This window comes from Streptomyces sp. NBC_01298 (assembly GCF_035978755.1).
Taxonomy (GTDB): Bacteria; Actinomycetota; Actinomycetes; order Streptomycetales; family Streptomycetaceae; genus Streptomyces.
The window spans coordinates 8496825-8511739 of the sequence record NZ_CP108414.1; the positions used below are offsets into that span (position 1 = coordinate 8496825).

Annotated in this window: 11 protein-coding genes; 6 read left to right on the top strand and 5 right to left on the bottom strand. The window is 73.5% G+C overall.

Going from position 1 to position 14915, the window contains the following annotated elements:
- Window positions 1-17: 17 nt before the first annotated feature.
- Window positions 18-512: an ATP-binding protein gene (locus OG730_RS38785; protein ID WP_327308689.1), complete on the bottom strand. Its 495-nt coding sequence runs from the start codon at window positions 510-512 to the stop codon at window positions 18-20.
- A 275-nt stretch (window positions 513-787) separates the two neighbouring features.
- On the opposite strand from OG730_RS38785, the gene OG730_RS38790 reads away from it, so the two are divergent.
- On the top strand, window positions 788-1747 hold the full coding sequence (locus OG730_RS38790) for an alpha/beta hydrolase fold domain-containing protein (RefSeq protein ID WP_327308690.1): 960 nt from the start codon (window positions 788-790) through the stop codon (window positions 1745-1747).
- 88 nt (window positions 1748-1835) lie between these two features.
- Here the strand turns inward: OG730_RS38790 and OG730_RS38795 are convergent, their stop codons facing one another.
- The gene (locus tag OG730_RS38795; protein WP_327308691.1) at window positions 1836-3224 is read right to left on the bottom strand and encodes a hypothetical protein; all 1389 of its coding nucleotides are present in this window, start codon (window positions 3222-3224) and stop codon (window positions 1836-1838) included.
- A gap of 214 nt (window positions 3225-3438) precedes the next feature.
- On the opposite strand from OG730_RS38795, the gene OG730_RS38800 reads away from it, so the two are divergent.
- On the top strand, window positions 3439-3903 hold the full coding sequence (locus tag OG730_RS38800) for a hypothetical protein (RefSeq protein WP_327308692.1): 465 nt from the start codon (window positions 3439-3441) through the stop codon (window positions 3901-3903).
- A gap of 49 nt (window positions 3904-3952) precedes the next feature.
- Here OG730_RS38800 and OG730_RS38805 read toward each other — a convergent pair whose 3' ends face one another.
- The 3 genes from OG730_RS38805 to OG730_RS38815 all read right to left on the bottom strand — a co-directional run bounded on the left by OG730_RS38805 (window position 3953) and on the right by OG730_RS38815 (window position 7548).
- Window positions 3953-4960, bottom strand: a complete 1008-nt coding sequence (locus OG730_RS38805; protein ID WP_327308693.1) for a LacI family DNA-binding transcriptional regulator — start codon at window positions 4958-4960, stop codon at window positions 3953-3955.
- Window positions 4961-5061: 101 nt separating this feature from the next.
- Window positions 5062-6612, bottom strand: coding sequence for a carboxylesterase/lipase family protein (locus OG730_RS38810; RefSeq protein ID WP_327308694.1), 1551 nt, complete (start codon window positions 6610-6612; stop codon window positions 5062-5064).
- Window positions 6613-6825: 213 nt separating this feature from the next.
- Complete coding sequence (locus OG730_RS38815) at window positions 6826-7548, bottom strand: phosphatase PAP2 family protein (protein WP_327308695.1); 723 nt, start codon at window positions 7546-7548, stop codon at window positions 6826-6828.
- A gap of 1209 nt (window positions 7549-8757) precedes the next feature.
- On the opposite strand from OG730_RS38815, the gene OG730_RS38820 reads away from it, so the two are divergent.
- From OG730_RS38820 to OG730_RS38835, 4 genes are all read left to right on the top strand, one after another.
- Window positions 8758-10017: an MFS transporter gene (locus OG730_RS38820; protein ID WP_327308696.1), complete on the top strand. Its 1260-nt coding sequence runs from the start codon at window positions 8758-8760 to the stop codon at window positions 10015-10017.
- A gap of 207 nt (window positions 10018-10224) precedes the next feature.
- On the top strand, window positions 10225-11154 hold the full coding sequence (gene surE, locus OG730_RS38825; RefSeq protein ID WP_327308697.1) for a 5'/3'-nucleotidase SurE: 930 nt from the start codon (window positions 10225-10227) through the stop codon (window positions 11152-11154).
- A 152-nt stretch (window positions 11155-11306) separates the two neighbouring features.
- Window positions 11307-12926: a carboxylesterase/lipase family protein gene (locus OG730_RS38830; protein WP_327308698.1), complete on the top strand. Its 1620-nt coding sequence runs from the start codon at window positions 11307-11309 to the stop codon at window positions 12924-12926.
- Between the two features lie 302 nt (window positions 12927-13228).
- Window positions 13229-14902 (top strand): lipase family protein, encoded by a 1674-nt coding sequence (locus OG730_RS38835; RefSeq protein ID WP_327308699.1) that lies wholly within the window; start codon window positions 13229-13231, stop codon window positions 14900-14902.
- Window positions 14903-14915: the final 13 nt, after the last annotated feature.

Here is a 14915-nt window from a genome sequence, read left to right on the forward strand (position 1 = left end):
GGTTCCCCTTGATCCCGTCAGGCGGCCGGTACGCGCACGCGCACGGATTTGCCGAACTCATCGGCCTGGACGCTGAGTCGGCCGCCGACCTCGGTGGCCATCAGGTGCACGATCAGCAGGCCGCGCCCGTCCTCGGAGTCCTGGTCCACCTCGCCCCGCGGGTGCGGCAGCCGGGGCAGTGAGGGGGATCCGTCGGTGACCTCCAGCAGGAGCCAGCCCCCGCGCAGGGAGACCTCGACGCGCAGACGGCCCGCGCCGCCGGCGTGCAGGACGACGTTCCCGACCAGCTCGCTCGCGGCCAGCAGCAGGACGTCCGCGATCTCGGCGGAGACCTCCCAGCCCTCGAGCACCGAGCGCACGCGGGAGCGGATCAGGGGAACGGTCGCCGCGGTGGGCTCCGCGGCCCAGCGGCCGAAGCCGCGGGCCCGGGGGGTGGGGGCGGGGGCGGTGGCGAGGGCGGCGGCGTCCGGGCCCGTAGTGGACCGGATGGCGGGGGGTGTGGAGGTGAGCATGGCGTGCTCCCGGAGGGGAAGGCGACGACATTTGCGCAGTGGCTCGTGTAACTGCCGGGGAACTGAGACGGCCCGTGCTCTTGTGGTCTGCGGAAACGCGTCGCTAGAGTCGTGATTACACGTGTAACACGCTAGGCCTCCTCCCCGGCTCGCGCAAGCATTTCGGACATACGTTACGAAGCCTTGTCCGCACCGTTCGCGAGGCCGGGGCCGGATCCGCCGACCCGCACCTGGACCCGTCGGCCCCCTGGGCCGAGCAGATTGGAAGGGCCGCAATGACCCAATCGCCCCCCGCCGCGATCGACACGGCGGACATGACCTGGCCGCCGCCGCCGTTCCGGACCCCCGTGTCCCCCGTCGTGGACGCGGACGGAGTCCGCCGCTTCGAGGGGATCACCTACGCGACCTCGCCCGGCTACCGTCCCCGGCTGCTCGACGTCCACGTACCCGCGGGTGAGGGCCGCTTCCCGGTGGTGGTGTGGATCCACGGCGGCGGCTGGCTGGACGGCGACCGGCGCTACCCGCCGCCGACCGTGCCCGTCGAGCTGCTGCACGGGTCGGTGCTGGGGGCGGGGCTGGCCCTCGTCTCGATCGACTACCGGCACAGCCTGGAGGCCCCCTTCCCGGCCCAGCTGCACGACGTGAAGGCCGCTATCCGCTACGTCCGGCAGTTCGCCACCGAGCTGGGCCTCGACCCGGACCGGATCGGTGTCTGGGGCGAGTCCGCCGGTGGCCACCTGGCGGCCCTCGCCGGGGTCGTCGGCGCGGACACCCCGGACGCCGCGGCGCTGGAGGGCGCGCACGGAGTGGGCGCCGGCGACACCGCCGTACGGGCCGTCGTCGACTGGTACGGGGTCTCCGACCTGGTCACCCTCTCCGAGCACCCCATGCCGGCGTTCCCGCCGCTGCCCGGCGGAGCCGAGTTCCCCGACCCGTACGAAGCCCTGCTGGGCGCGTCCGTCGCGGAGAGCCCGGACCTGGCGCGGGCCGCGAGCCCGGTCACGTACGCCGTCGAGGGCTCCGACCCGCCGCCGTTCCTCCTGGTCCACGGAACCCTCGACGGCCTGGTCCCGTACAGCCAGAGCGAGGAACTCGCCGCGGCCCTCACGAAGGCCGGGGGCGAGGTGCTCCTGACCCCGGTGGAAGGCGCGGACCACATCTTCCTAGGCTCGCCCGACATCGGCCGCATCGTCGCCGACAGCGTGGCCTTCCTCGCCCGCCACCTGGGCGCCTGAGGCTCGTAGGGGGAGAAGCGACGGCCCCGGCGGCGGCACCTGCCGCGGCCGGGGCCGTCGTCGCCGGAGCGTCGTCGCCGGAGCGTCGTCAGCCGGTGCAGCCGGGGACGGCCCCGGCCGGGCCGCAGTTGTTCGGCCGATTGGCGCGGACGTCGTCACCCTTCAGCGTGAGGACCCCGGAGGCCTTGAAGATGCCGCCGCCGTCACCCGCCCGGTTGTGCGTGAGAGCGTTCTCCTCCAGCGTCGTGCCGCCCAGACCCTCGGGTCCGCCGGCGGTGTAGAGGCCGCCGCCCTGCGCGGTGCCGCCCTTCGCGACGGCCGTGTTGCGCAGGACCTCGTTGCGCTTGGCCGTCAGGCTGCCGCCGTCAGGATTGTCGAGGCCGCCGCCCTGAGCCGTGCCGCCCGGTGCGTCGGCGGTATTGCCGGTGATCCGGCTGTCGGCCAGGTCGAGTGTCCCGAAGGGGCCCACGCGGACGCCGCCGCCGCGAGCGGTCCCGTTCTCCGCGACGGCCCGGTTGCCGCTGATCTTCACGCCGCTCACGGTCATCAGGGCGTTGTTGGCGATGCCGCCGCCCTGGGCCGTGCCGTGCGGGCTGTCGGAGGTGTTGTCCGTGATGCCGCCGCCGGTGATGGTCATCCGGCCCGGCTCCGGGATGCCGTTGGAGACGGCGCCGCGCGCGAACCCGCCCCGCGCGAAGGCACGGTTCTTGCTGACGACCGTGTCCCGAACGGTCGTCTCCGCGAAGCTGATGATGCCGGCCCCGAACGCGAAGCTCTGGGTGTTCTCGGTGACGGTGGCCGTGTTCCCGGTCAGCCGGGAATCGGTGACCGTGAGCGGACCGTCGTTGGCGATGCCGCCTCCCGCGGCGCCGCTGCCGAGGTCGGAGCCGCTGTAGATGACGTGGTTTCCGCTCACCTCGGTCCCGCTCACGCTGCCGGTGCCGGGGCTGTCGATGCCGCCGCCCTGGGCGAACACGTCCGAGCGGGACGTGTTCCCGGTGATTCTGCTGCGGGTCACGCTCATCTTTCCGGCGTTGGAGATGCCGCCGCCGCAGGCCAGGCCCGGCGGGTCGGGGAAAGCGGGGCAGTCCGTGGCGAAGCCGCCGCTGATCGTGGTGCGGTCGAGCGTGAGGTTCCCCGCCGGGCCTACGAAGAGGATCCGGAACTGCGGCACCTTGCGCCCTCGCTCGTCCCGCTTGATCGTGGCCCCGCGCCCGTCGATGGTGATCTCGCTGGTGATCACCGGCAGCCCGTTGCCGGGATTCACCGGGTCCGGAGCCGTCAGCCCGTAGGTGCACGTGTGCGCCAGCTGGAGGGTGTCCGGTCCTGGTGAGCCGTTCGCGGTGGTGATCGCGGCGATCAGATCGGGAACCGAGCAGGGAACCCGCACCGTGGCGGCGTGGGCGGCCGGGGCGGGGACCGCCACCAACGCGCCCGCCACGAGGCCGAGGACGGCCGGAACATGCCGACGAGACATCGGGGGACTCCTCCTTCTGCGCTTCCGGACCGGCCGTCAGGGCGCCGCGGCCGACCGAGCCCAGCCGACCACGGGCGCCCGCGCTCGGCTCCCCGGCTTGATCCATACAGGCGGGCGGACGCCTCGGACGGAGCAGGAGGGCGTACGGACATGGTTCGACGAGAAGACCGGATGCGGAGTGCCGAATCGTGGAGCGTCATGGCAGCATCGGCGGATGATCAACGCTGAGGACCTGGTCGGGAGGCACCTGCTGAAGGTGACGACGTCCTGGCACCACTACCAGGAGACCGAGCCCTCCCTCCTGCACATGTGGCTCCACATGGAGGGCCTTGGCCCCGTCCGGTTCCACACACCGGGCGACGGGCTGTCCCTGGAGATCGACCGGCCTCACGGCCCTTACGGCATGGACGAATACGGCCGCACCACGGTCGAGGAGGACCTACCCGACTTCCCCATGACGCGGTTCGTCGGCCGGCGGATCCTCGCCGTCCGGGAGATCCGCTACCGGCACGACACCTACGACTTCGCCGTCGGTGTCACCGTCCGGTTTCCCGGCGGCACCATCCGCATCCTCAACCTCGCGGACGAGATCGTCCTGGCCCACGACCAGCACCTGGGTCCGGTTGAGGCGCATCTCCACGAGACGGCGACGCCCACGATCCCGGACGCCTCGCCGTGAGTCGACACGCGCTCGGGGGCCGATTCCCGGCCCCGTCGGTGGGCGGTGCTCAGGTGGTTTCGCGTTGGACCAGGATCGCCTCTATGTCCGGTACGGGCGCCGTGGTGCCCGTTTCGATCAGGTCGTGCACGGCGTCGGCGACCATGGCCGGGGAGGCCAGTTGGAGGCGGATCGAGGTCAGCGGGGGTTCCTGGAGGGCGGAGAGGAGCAGGTCGTCGGAACCCATGACCGCCACGTCCTGCGGTACGGAGATCCCCTCGGCCCGTAGCGCGTGGAGGAGCAGGGCGGCGTACTCGTCGTTGTACGCGAAGACGGAGTCCAGCCCGAGGCTCCGCCAGCGCCGGGCCAGCGCGGTCGCGGACTCCCGGGTGTAGGCGAGTTCCACCGGAGTCACCGTGGCCATGTGGCGGGCGGCCACCGATTCGGCGCCGATGAGCCTCGGCTCGGCGAACAGGCCGAGGCCGCGTTCCTGGGGCATGACCACGCCGATACGGGTCCGGCCGCGCGCGATCAGGTGCTCGGCGGCGGTGCTCCCGATGAGGGCGTGGTCGAAGCCGATGGTGTGCACGCCGGGCACGGGGCGGGCGGCGAAGGCGATCAGCCCCCGTACCCCGGCGCGCCGGAGCAGATCGGCGGCCTGCTCGGTGAGGCGGTCGCCGTCGAGGGCGATGACGGCCGCCGGACGCAGTTCGGCCCAGGCGCGGGCGGCGTCGAGGGAATTGTCGAAACGTCCGGCGTGCAGGACCGCGGTGTAGCCGTGCCGCTCCAGCTCGCTGTGCAGGTCGTCGACCCAGTCGCTGACGAGGCGGCCGACCGCTGAGATCGACGAGGGCATCAGGACGAGATTGCTGCGACCGGCCCGCAGGGACCGGGCCGCGGCGTGCGGTACGTAGCCCAGCTGCCGGGCGGCGTCGAGGACGCGCGCGCGGGCGGCTTCGCCGACGCGGTGGCCCTGGGTGTCGTTGAGGACGAATGAGACCGTGGCGCGGGACACCCCGGCGAGGCGGGCCACGTCGGCGCTGGTCGGGGACGCCGGAACAGGAGTGTCTTTTGCCATGACGTCGATCGACGCTCCTCTTGATCGGCTCGATCCTTCCCTTCGAAGGTTACACGAGTTAGATCAAGGGAGCGCGGGCCCGCCCGGATGGGCGGGCGGGCCTATTCGGGTCGCGAGAGCGCTCCCTCGTGCAGGCGCAGGGAATCCCCGGCGAGGTCGTCGAGCGCGCCGACCACGGTGTCGAAGCGCATGGTGGTGCGGGTGTCCTGCTCGTACGGGTTCCAGTTCGGCATGTCCGGATGGTTCGGGTCGCCGGTGCGGACGAAGGCGATCCAGGCTTCGTGCATGGTGTGCGCGAGCCCGTCCCGGACGGCGGGATCGAGCCCGGCCGTCAGGGGAGCGTGGGCCCACTGGTCGAAGTTGGCGAAGGCGAAGGGAAGTTCGAGACAGTGGGCGGCCCCGAGCCGGCCGTCGTAGGCGGCTGCCGGGAGGTCGAACTGATAGGCCCACACCGGACGCCCCGACGCGGCCCGCGCTTCGGCCAGCCGGAGGGCGGGCACGCGGAAGAGCTCATCGGTGATGAGGTCCATCAGGACGCCGGCGGGCCCGCCCCCCGGGCGGGCGCGCTCGTACGCCGCGTACGCGCCGGGGGCGGCTTCGGGGCCGAAGGTGTCCGCGATCCGGGCGGTCACCTGCTCCCGGCCGGCCGCGGCGTAGGCCTCGTTCAGGGCGAATCCGAAGTTGGCCTCCTCCCGCGTCCAGCCGATCATCACCTCGATGTCCGCGGCGGCGCCGTTCAGCAGGGCCAGGGCCGGGTGGCGGGGCAGGGTGACGCCGTCGATCACGGGCAGGAACGGCGTGGGCCAGTACCCCCACCGCGTCGTCAGGGCGAAGAGCCCGCCCATGGCGGCGATCAGCTCGGGCCACGGCAGGGTGCGCAGTTCGGCGAGGGTCTTGACCCCGGCGAGCTCCAGGTACGCGGTGGTGTGCTCCCGGTAGGCGTCAGGGGTGGGGAGGTCCAGCCCGAACGGCGGGCTCATCAGGATCACCCGGCGGATCAGTCCGCGGGCCTCGGGCAGTCCCGCGAGGGCGGCCGTGGACACCGCGCCGCCCGACTGGCCCGCGACGGTGATCGATTCGGGGTCGCCGCCGAAGGCGGAGATGTTCTCCCGTACCCAGCGCAGGGCGGCGAGCTGGTCGCTCAGCCAGTGGTTGGCGCCGGAGCCGTCGGGCTCGTCCTCGGTGCCGGTGAGGAGGTAACCGAGCGGGCCGATGCGGTAGTTGATGCTGACGACGACCAAGTCCCCGTCGCGGGAGAAGGTCGCGCCGGAGTAGTTCGGCAGTGACCCGGAGCCCGATACGAAGCCGCCGCCGTGGATCCAGACCAGCACCGGTCGGCGGGCGTCGTCGACCGCGGGGGTCCAGATGTCGAGGGTCAGGCAGTCCTCGTCGAAGGGCGGCGAGCCGTGTCCGCCGAGGACGGGGTCACCGCCCTCCATGTACATCTGCGGGGCGCTGGGCCCGTCGGCGGTCGCGTCCCGGGTGCCGCTCCAGCCCGGATGCGGCCGCGCGGGCCGCCACCGCAGCTCGCCGACCGGGGGCGCGGCGTAGGGCACGGCCCGGAAGACGGTCAGCCCGTCCTCGACCGCGCCGAGGAGCGCGCCCGCGGGCGGATGCGCCATGGGGTGACCGGGGCCTGGGGTGGGTGCCATGAGTCGATCCTTCCTGGTCCGCGCGCCGAACGCGTGCCGACCCGGCGAGGATATGGCGGAAATTCGGCGACCGTCAATGTTTCGCGATAATCGGGTTGGCTGGTCTGGTCCCGCGCACCGGTGAGGGTGGCCGGCCGAGCGCCTGTGGCGTCCAGCCGCAGCGCCCGTGGCGAAGTGGGCGGGGAATCCCCTCCCTTGCGGGAGGGGAGGGCGTCACATCCAGAGGGTGTCGGACGCCATGCGTTCCGCCTCCGTCTCCAGCAGGGGCGCGAACGCCCGCCACAGGAGCAGGCAGGCACCCACGGCCGCCAGGGCGCCCGCGAAGGTGTCGCTCAGCCACTGGGCGTGCTGCCAGGTGCGGCTCCACATCATGGCGCCGGTGTAGGCCCCGCCGAACAGCCACCACCAGCGCCGGCCGCCCGGCGGGAACAGCACCACCGCGGCGGCGATCACCAGGGCCACCGCGCTGAAGACCTGGCCGGACGGGTACGAGCCGTCGTTGACCAGGGTCCAGGTGTGCGGGGGTCGCGGCCGGTCGGCCAGCTGTTTGAGCGGCAGCACCACGAGCATGTTGGCCACGACGGTCGTGGCGAAGACGAAGAGTGCCGACCGCCAGCGCCCGTACATGCACAGGCAGCCCATCAGCAGCAGCGGAACGACCGTGCCCAGCGGCCCGCCCAGGCGGTCGAGCACGGTGGCGAACCCGCTGGCGGTGTCGGCGGGCGAGCCCTTCAGCGAAGCGGCCCACGTGTCGTCGAGCCCTTGGAAGAAGGGTCGTTCGTCCAGGCGCAGGAGCAGTCCCGTCAGTGCGGACAGCAGAGTCAGCGCCACACCCCAGGTGAGGGCGTGGCGGGGCGGAGCCGCGGGGACGGGGCGCCGGGGCGGTCGGGCGGGGAACGGTGCCTGGGTGACGGTGTGGCCGGGGAAACCGGACATGGCGGAACCTTTCGCGGCCGCCTCCCGGGGTGATGGGCCACCTGGGAAGGCGCCGGACGGGCGCGAGGCGCGGGGACGGAGGGGAGCGGGCGCGGAGAAGCCGGCACACGCGGAGCGGGGACGGTGGGGAGGGGGTGCGGCGAAGCCGACGCGGGGAGGGGAGAGCGGGGCGGTGGGGGCGGGAGGGGCGTGGCGAAGCCGACGCGGGGAGCGGAGAGCGGGGCGGTGGGGAGGGGAGGGGCGTGGCAAGCCGACATGCGGGGAGCGGGGGGCAGGGGCAGCGAAGAGGGGCGTGCCGAGGTCGACACGCGCGGAGCGGGGGTGCACAGGGGCCGGGCGTGCTGGAGCCGGCGTGTCGAGCGGGGGTGTGCGGAGGATCCGGGTAGCCCGGTCCTCAGGACCGTGACGGCCTGGCCGTCTGGGCCACGCGAGCCGCCCGGTGTGTCCGAGTGCCCGGTGGTGTCCGTACGGCCCAGTCCCTCAGCACCCTGAGCGGACTGGCCGGCTGCGGCGCGCGAGTCGCGACCGCGGTGTGGCCGAGCGCCTCGGGGTGCCCGTAGGGCCGGTGCGGCCCGAGCTGCTCCGGGTGGCCCGCCGCCCGGCGCGCCGCCCTGGGTGGGTCGGCCGGGTGGTGGCCGAGCCGGAGGGGTGGGTGGGCTCCGGCCGTGGGTGGTGGCTGGGCCGGTGCGGAGTATTGCGGAAGCGTGACCGCCGCCACAAGGGCAAGAGGGTTCTCGGCCGGGTCGGACCCGTCCGGAGGCTGCATGTGGATGGTTACACGTGATCCACCTGGACTTCGTCCATGGGTCACGATCTGAACGGAGGGCTGCGCCAACCCTTGGCGAGACCGGGGAACGGGTGCTACACAGTGTCCAAGCACCTGAAGTGACACGTGTAACAACACCTCACATCGTGTCGGCCACCCGGCGCCCCACAGCACGGCACCGCACCCACCGCACTGCCTCCCCGCCGCACCGCCTCTCCGCCCCGCCGCACTGCATCCCCCACCGCAGCGCATCCCCGCCCCGCCCCGCAGGCACCGCACGCACCGCGCCGAGCAATCGCACCGCGTCAGCCGCCTCGCGCTCGGCGTGGCACCTTCCGGCGACGCCCTCCGGGGCGACAGCCCCCCACGTCGCCGCCCTCCCCGCGCACCGCACCGGCGGTCCCCCCGCGCCACCTCCCCGCTCCGTCCCCCGAGGAGTCGTCATGGCTACGAACGAGATCATCGACCCGCCCGTCCCGGCGGTTCCCGAACCCGAACCCTCCCGCGGACGCGGGCTCCTGCTCCTCCTCCTGGTCGCGAACTCCGCGATGATGGCCGTCTACATGGGCGTCGGCTCCGTCCTCCTGCCCACCCAGATCGAGGCGATCGCCGGTGACGACAAGGTGGCCGTGCTGGGCCTGATCGGCGGCATCAGCGCGATCTTCGCCACCGCGTTCAACCCGATCGCGGGCGCGCTCTCCGACCGCAGCGGCCGACGCAACCCCTGGGTCCTGGGCGGCGCGCTCGGCTCGCTCGTGGGCCTCGCCGTTCTCGGGAGCGTGAGCACCGCGCTGCTCGTGGGGATCGGATGGTGCCTGGTCCAGGCGACCATGAACATCTATCAGGCGGCCGTCACCGCGATCGTGCCCGACCGGGTGCCCGCCGCCCGCCGCGGTACCGCGTCCGCGCTGGTGGGACTGGGCCTGCCCATCGGCGGCACGGTCGGCGTGCTGATCGCCTCCCAGACCTCGGAGCACCTGCGCACCGGCTACCTCGTCTTCGGCGGGGTCATCGCCGGCGCCGCGCTCCTGCTCACCAGCTTCTGCCGGGACCTACCGAGATCCGAGCCCGATCAGGCGGCGCCCGCCGCCCCCAAGGGCGCCCAGCTCAAGGCCTTCCTCTCCGCGCTCGCCAACCACGACTTCCGGTGGGCCTTCATCGGGCGCGCCCTGATGGTCCTCGGGTACTTCTCGGTGGTCGGCTACCAGCTCTACATCCTGGGCGACCACATCGCGCTCCCCGCCGGGCTCACCCCGCCCGCCGCGATGGCGATCCTCACCCCCGTGTCCATGGTCGCCATGGCCGTCTCCACTGTGGTCGGCGGACTGCTGTCCGACCGCTGGAACCGCCGCAAGGTGTTCGTCGGGGTCTCGGCGGCCCTCGCCGGGCTGGTCATGGTGGTCCCCGTCGTCAGCCCGACGTGGACGGGCATGCTCGTCTTCAGCGCGCTCAACGGCCTGGCCTTCGGATGCTTCATGGCCGTCGACACCGCGCTCGTCACCCTGGTGCTGCCGCGGGCCGAGGACGCCGCCCGCGACATGGGCGTACTGAACATCGCGAACGCCGGGCCCCAGATCATCGCCCCGTTCGTGGCCTCCGCCGTGGTCACCACCCTGGGCGGCTACACCCCGCTGTTCCTGGTCGGGGGAGCGCTCTCGCTGATCGGCGCACTGGCGATCCTCCCCATCCGCAGCGTGCGCTGACCCAGCCGGCCCCGTCGCGGCCAGGCCCGTCCTCTCCGGGCCCCGTACCCGCAACCTCCGGGCCGCGCCTTCCGGGCGGCGGCCCGGCCCGCACTCCGGCGGGCTCGCGCCGAGGGTCGCGAGCCCGCCGGGCACCACCTTTGCCGACCCTCACCCCGTCCGGCGTCATCTTCTTCTCCTCCTCCTCCCTCTCCAAAGGAGCGTTCCGTGCAACGCAAGCGAGTTCTGCCGTTGGCCGCCCTGCTGCTCTGCGCGCCGGCCCTCGCCGGTACGGTGCCCGCCGCCGCGGCCGAGCCGCAGGCCGGACCGGCGCCCGCACCGGTGCCCACGGCCCCGCTGCGGATCCTGCTCACCAACGACGACGGCTACAACGCGCCCGGCATCCGCCTGGCCTTCGCCCGGCTGACCGCCGCCGGGCACGACGTCACCATGGTGGTCCCGCTGACCAACCAGAGCGGCGCCGGCACGAAGACGTCCAGTGCCCCGTCCATCGCCGTCCGCCACCCCGAGCCGAAGGTGTGGGCGGTCGACGGATCCCCCGGCGACTCGGTGAACTTCGGTCTCTCCGAGGTGTTCGAGGGGCGGGCGCCCGATCTCGTCGTGTCGGGCACCAACTTCGGCCCGAACGTGGCGGCGCTCGCCAGCCACTCCGGCACCGTCGGCGGCGCCGTCGCCGCTCTGGACGCCGGCGTGCCCGCCATCGCCCTGAGCACCGGCGGAGTCTCCGCTCCCGACCCCGTGACCACGGTCAACGCGATGGGCCCGACGCTCGACTTCGCGGTCAAGCTGATCGACCGGCTCCGCTCGCGGGCCCGCTTCGGCGGGCCCCTGCTGCCCCAGGGTGTCGGCCTCAACGTCAACCACCCGGTCGTCGGCGCCGACGGCAGGGGAACCCCGGCCGGGGTTGCCACCACCTTCCAGGACGCGCAGGCGCTCTTGAAGGCCGACTACACCGACGCCGGCGACGGCACGTGGAAGGTCGGCGTGAAGGTGGACCTCAAGACGCCGGCCCGGGGCAGCGACGTGGAAGCCGTGAGCGCCGGGAAGATCGCCGTCAGCCCGATGAACGCCGACTGGAACACCGGACCGGTCGACTTCGCCGTCACCGCGGCCCTGCTCACCGGGCTCCGCCCGTAGGTCTCCCCGCACCAGCCGGCCTTCCGGAGGCGGGGCGGAAGGCGCACCGCGCACCGTCCCGCCTCCGGATCACCCCGAACCCAGGAGTACGGATGCCACGGCCCTCACCCCGCATCGCCCGGCTTTCCACGTCAAGGCCCTTATGGCACGGGGTGATCGCCCTCCCCGCGCGGACGGCCGCGGTCATCACCGCACTGATCAGCGCACTGATCACCGCGCTGATCGCCACCGCACTCCCGGCGGCCGCCGCTCCCGGCAGGTCCGTCGCCGGAGTTCCGGACACCTCGCCCCGCCCGGTCGTCTCCGTCGCGCAGGGAGCGCTCCGCGGCCGCGCCCACGACGGGGCGCAGGAGTTCCTCGGCGTCCCCTACGCCGCCGCGCCGGTCGGGGAGCACCGGCTGCGGGCCCCGCAGCCGCCCCGGCGCTGGCACGGAGTGCGCGAAGCCGCCGAACAGGCCCCCGCCTGCCTGCAGTTCTCGCCGTTCGGGCTGAGCGACCCCTCGGCCGTCAGCGAGGACTGCCTGTACCTGGACGTGTACCGGCCCGGCCGGGTCCGGGCCGGAGCCCGGCTGCCGGTGATTCTCTGGATCCACGGGGGCGCGTACAGCCAGGGCACCGGGACGCAGTTCGGCGGACGCACGATGGCGGAGCTGACCGGCTCCCTCGTGATCAGCATCAACTACCGCCTCGGTCAGCTGGGTTACCTGTCCCTGCCCGAACTGGGGCGGGAGAACGCGCTGGGTTCCGGCTCCTTCGGGCTGATGGACCAGATCCAGGCGCTGCGCTGGACGAGGGAGAACAGCGCGGCCTTCGGCGGGGACCCGGGCAAGGTCACGGTTTCCGGGCAGTCCGCGGGCAGCGGTTCGGTGTGCGGACTGCTCGCCGCCCCGTCCGCGGCCGGGCTGTTCCACCGGGCCGTGCTGCAGAGCGGGCCGTGCACGCTGCTGCGCACCCCCGACGGCGCGCGGTCCGAGTCCGAGGCGCGCGAGTTCGCCGCGAGCGCGGGCTGCCCCGACGCGTCCGGGCTCGCGGCCTGCCTGCGTGCCGCCTCCGGGCGGTCGCTGGTGGACGCGGCCGGTACGCGGGCCACGTCGGGCCCCGCGTCGGGCGACGGGCTGCTCCCGCGCGATCCGGCCACGGCGATCGCGGCCGGATCCTGGAACAAGGTCCCGGTCCTGATCGGCGGCACCCGCTCCGAGGCGCGCTTCTTCGTCGCGCTGACCCAGCCCGCGCTGACGGCCGAGCAGTACGCCCAGCAGGTCCTCGCAGGCTACGGCGCGGCCGGCCCGGAGATCCTCGCCCGCTACCCGGTGGCCGCGTACGGCTCCCCGTACCTGGCGCTGTCGGCGGTCATGACCGATGGGACCTTCGCCTGCGAAACCGCCCGGACGGCGCAGACGTTCGCTCGTCAAGTACCGACGTTCGCCTACGAGTTCGACGACCCCGATTCGCCGACCCTGACGGGCGCCCAGGTCCCGGGCCTGGACGAGTCGAACGCGCACAGCGCCGAGCTGGCCTACCTGCACGATTTCACCATGGGGGAGCGGTCCCTGACCCCCGTCCAAGTCGCCCTGGCGACCCGGATGAAGCGCTACTGGGGCGCCTTCGCCCGCCACGGTGTCCCCGCGGTCCCGGGCCAGACCCCCTGGCCGGCGACCGGACCGGGCGGCACGGTACTGACGCTGGCGCCCACGGGCGACAGGATCGACCGGACGTTCGAGGCCGAGCACCAATGCGGCTTCTGGCGTGACCAGCCCTCCCGGCCGCTCTGACGGGAGACGAGACCCGGTGGTCCGTACGGGGGATGATCCGCGCCCGCGTCAACGCGTGAGCGCGGAGCTCATCCTTTGGTGATCACCGAATGGGCGGCGGCCCGGGGGGTGCCGCCAAGCCGCCGGATGCCCGAGGGCCACGGCCCTCGCGGGCATCCGGCGGTCCACCACGTCCACGGCACGGGTGCGGGCCGTACGGCGACGGGGGATCGCCGCGCGGAACGGACCGCGCACGGTGCCAGCATGCCCGTTCGGGCAACGGAACCAGGCGAAGCCGTTGCGCAGGCACGGGAGGTGGGAACGTGACCGCACCAGCGGTGGACACGGCAGCTCGCTCGACACCCGCGGGGCACGGGCCCGCGAGCGCGGAGGCAGGGCGCGAGCCGGGCCTCGAGGCAGAGCGCGAAGCGGCGCCCGAGGTCGGCCGGGCGACGGCGGGCGAGGCCGAGCAGGCGACAGGGCGCCAGTCGGGGCAGCCGGCCGTGCCGGCGAAGGCCGCGGGCGCGGCGAAGACGGCGGGGGCCGCCACACCCGTACGGGCCCCGGAGCCCGCGCACACCCCCGAGCCCGTACGGGGCCCAGGGCCCGAGGGGGCCTCCGCCCCCGCGGAAGCCGGCCGGCCGGCCCCGTGCCGCACGGATCCGGAACTGCTGCTCGCGGCGTCGGTCCTGCTCGCGGACGCCGCCCTCACGGCGAAGCAGGCCGCCGCCGAGCTGACGGGCGCGCTCAGCAGCCGGCAGCTGGGGCTGGAGGCGCTGCGCCGCCCCGCCTGGGCGCTCGGGGCGGTGGTGTCCTGCGCCCGGGCGCTGACCAGCCCGACGGGGCTCGGATTCGGGGCCAACGGCGGACTGGCCGGGGAACTGGCGCGGATCGCGGGGAACATGACGTACCGCCGTCCGGCCGCCGTGGCGATGGCCGTGGACGCCTTCGCCCTGCGGATCAGGGCGATCGCCTCCGACCACCCCAATCTGGACTCGCCGCTCGCCAGGCGGCTGACCGACGCCATGGTCGAGGGCAGCCGGCTGGAGGCGCTGCGCGCCCTCTACGCGCTCGTCGAGCGGCTCGGGGTCACCCGGGCCCTGACCACCCTCAGCCCCGTGATCATGGAGCTGTCGGCCCTGCTGGGCCTGCTCGACGAGAACCCCGTCAACGACGGCTTCTCCTGGGTGACGCTCGCCGGCGGAGTCCCGTCGACCGATCCCTTCCTCGGGCTGCCGAGCAGCCTGCTGAAGTACCTCAACCCCGGCCCCGGCCGCGCCGAGCGTGCGGACGCGGACTCCATCCTGGCGAAGGTGCTGGCCACGTCCGGCAACGACATCGTCAGCTACGTCAACGACATCGGCGCCCTGGGCAACCACGGACTGGTGCTGTTGCGCCGTGTCGAATGCGCCGACGGCGCCGTGCGCTACGTCCTGCTGCTGCCCGGTACGAGCTTCGCCCTCCTGAGCAACAGCACCCCCCAGGACCTGGTGGGAGCGTTCGACGGACTGCTGCACACCGACACCACGTACACCCGGGCCGCCCGCAAGCTGTTGCTGCGGGCCGGGGTGCCGGCCGGGGCGGAGGTCATGTTCGTCGGGCACAGCCTCGGCGGGATGACCGCGATGAACCTCGCCTCGGACGTGGAGGTGTCCTCCCGCTACCGGATCACCCACGTGATCGCGGTGGGCTCGCCCATCGACGGCAAGCGCCCCGCCGACCACACCACGCAGGTGATCAGCCTGGTCAACAACCACGACGTGATCCCGATGATCGACGGACGCGGCCCCGCTTCGCCCAACGACATCCCCGACAGCTGGGTGGAGCTGGCCTGGCTGGACGAGTCGTACGACTACCCGCTCTCGCACGCCCCACAGGCCTACTCGGACACCCTGCGCGGCCCGATGGCGCACCACCGGGAGAAGGTCAACGCGCTGATCGGCGCCTATGACGGCCGGATCGTCGGCAACCAGCCCTACATGCTGCGCGACAAGTGAGCACGGGAGACCC

Bases quoted from the DNA above. Each gene is read 5' to 3' on its own strand.
- OG730_RS38795 (WP_327308691.1), bottom strand. From the start codon at position 3,224: ATGTCTCGTCGGCATGTTCCGGCCGTCCTCGGCCTCGTGGCGGGCGCG.
- OG730_RS38815 (WP_327308695.1), bottom strand. From the start codon at position 7,548: ATGTCCGGTTTCCCCGGCCACACCGTCACCCAGGCACCGTTCCCCGCC.
- OG730_RS38805 (WP_327308693.1), bottom strand. From the start codon at position 4,960: ATGGCAAAAGACACTCCTGTTCCGGCGTCCCCGACCAGCGCCGACGTG.
- OG730_RS38820 (WP_327308696.1), top strand. From the start codon at position 8,758: ATGGCTACGAACGAGATCATCGACCCGCCCGTCCCGGCGGTTCCCGAA.
- OG730_RS38785 (WP_327308689.1), bottom strand. From the start codon at position 512: ATGCTCACCTCCACACCCCCCGCCATCCGGTCCACTACGGGCCCGGAC.
- OG730_RS38790 (WP_327308690.1), top strand. From the start codon at position 788: ATGACCCAATCGCCCCCCGCCGCGATCGACACGGCGGACATGACCTGG.
- OG730_RS38810 (WP_327308694.1), bottom strand. From the start codon at position 6,612: ATGGCACCCACCCCAGGCCCCGGTCACCCCATGGCGCATCCGCCCGCG.
- OG730_RS38800 (WP_327308692.1), top strand. From the start codon at position 3,439: ATGATCAACGCTGAGGACCTGGTCGGGAGGCACCTGCTGAAGGTGACG.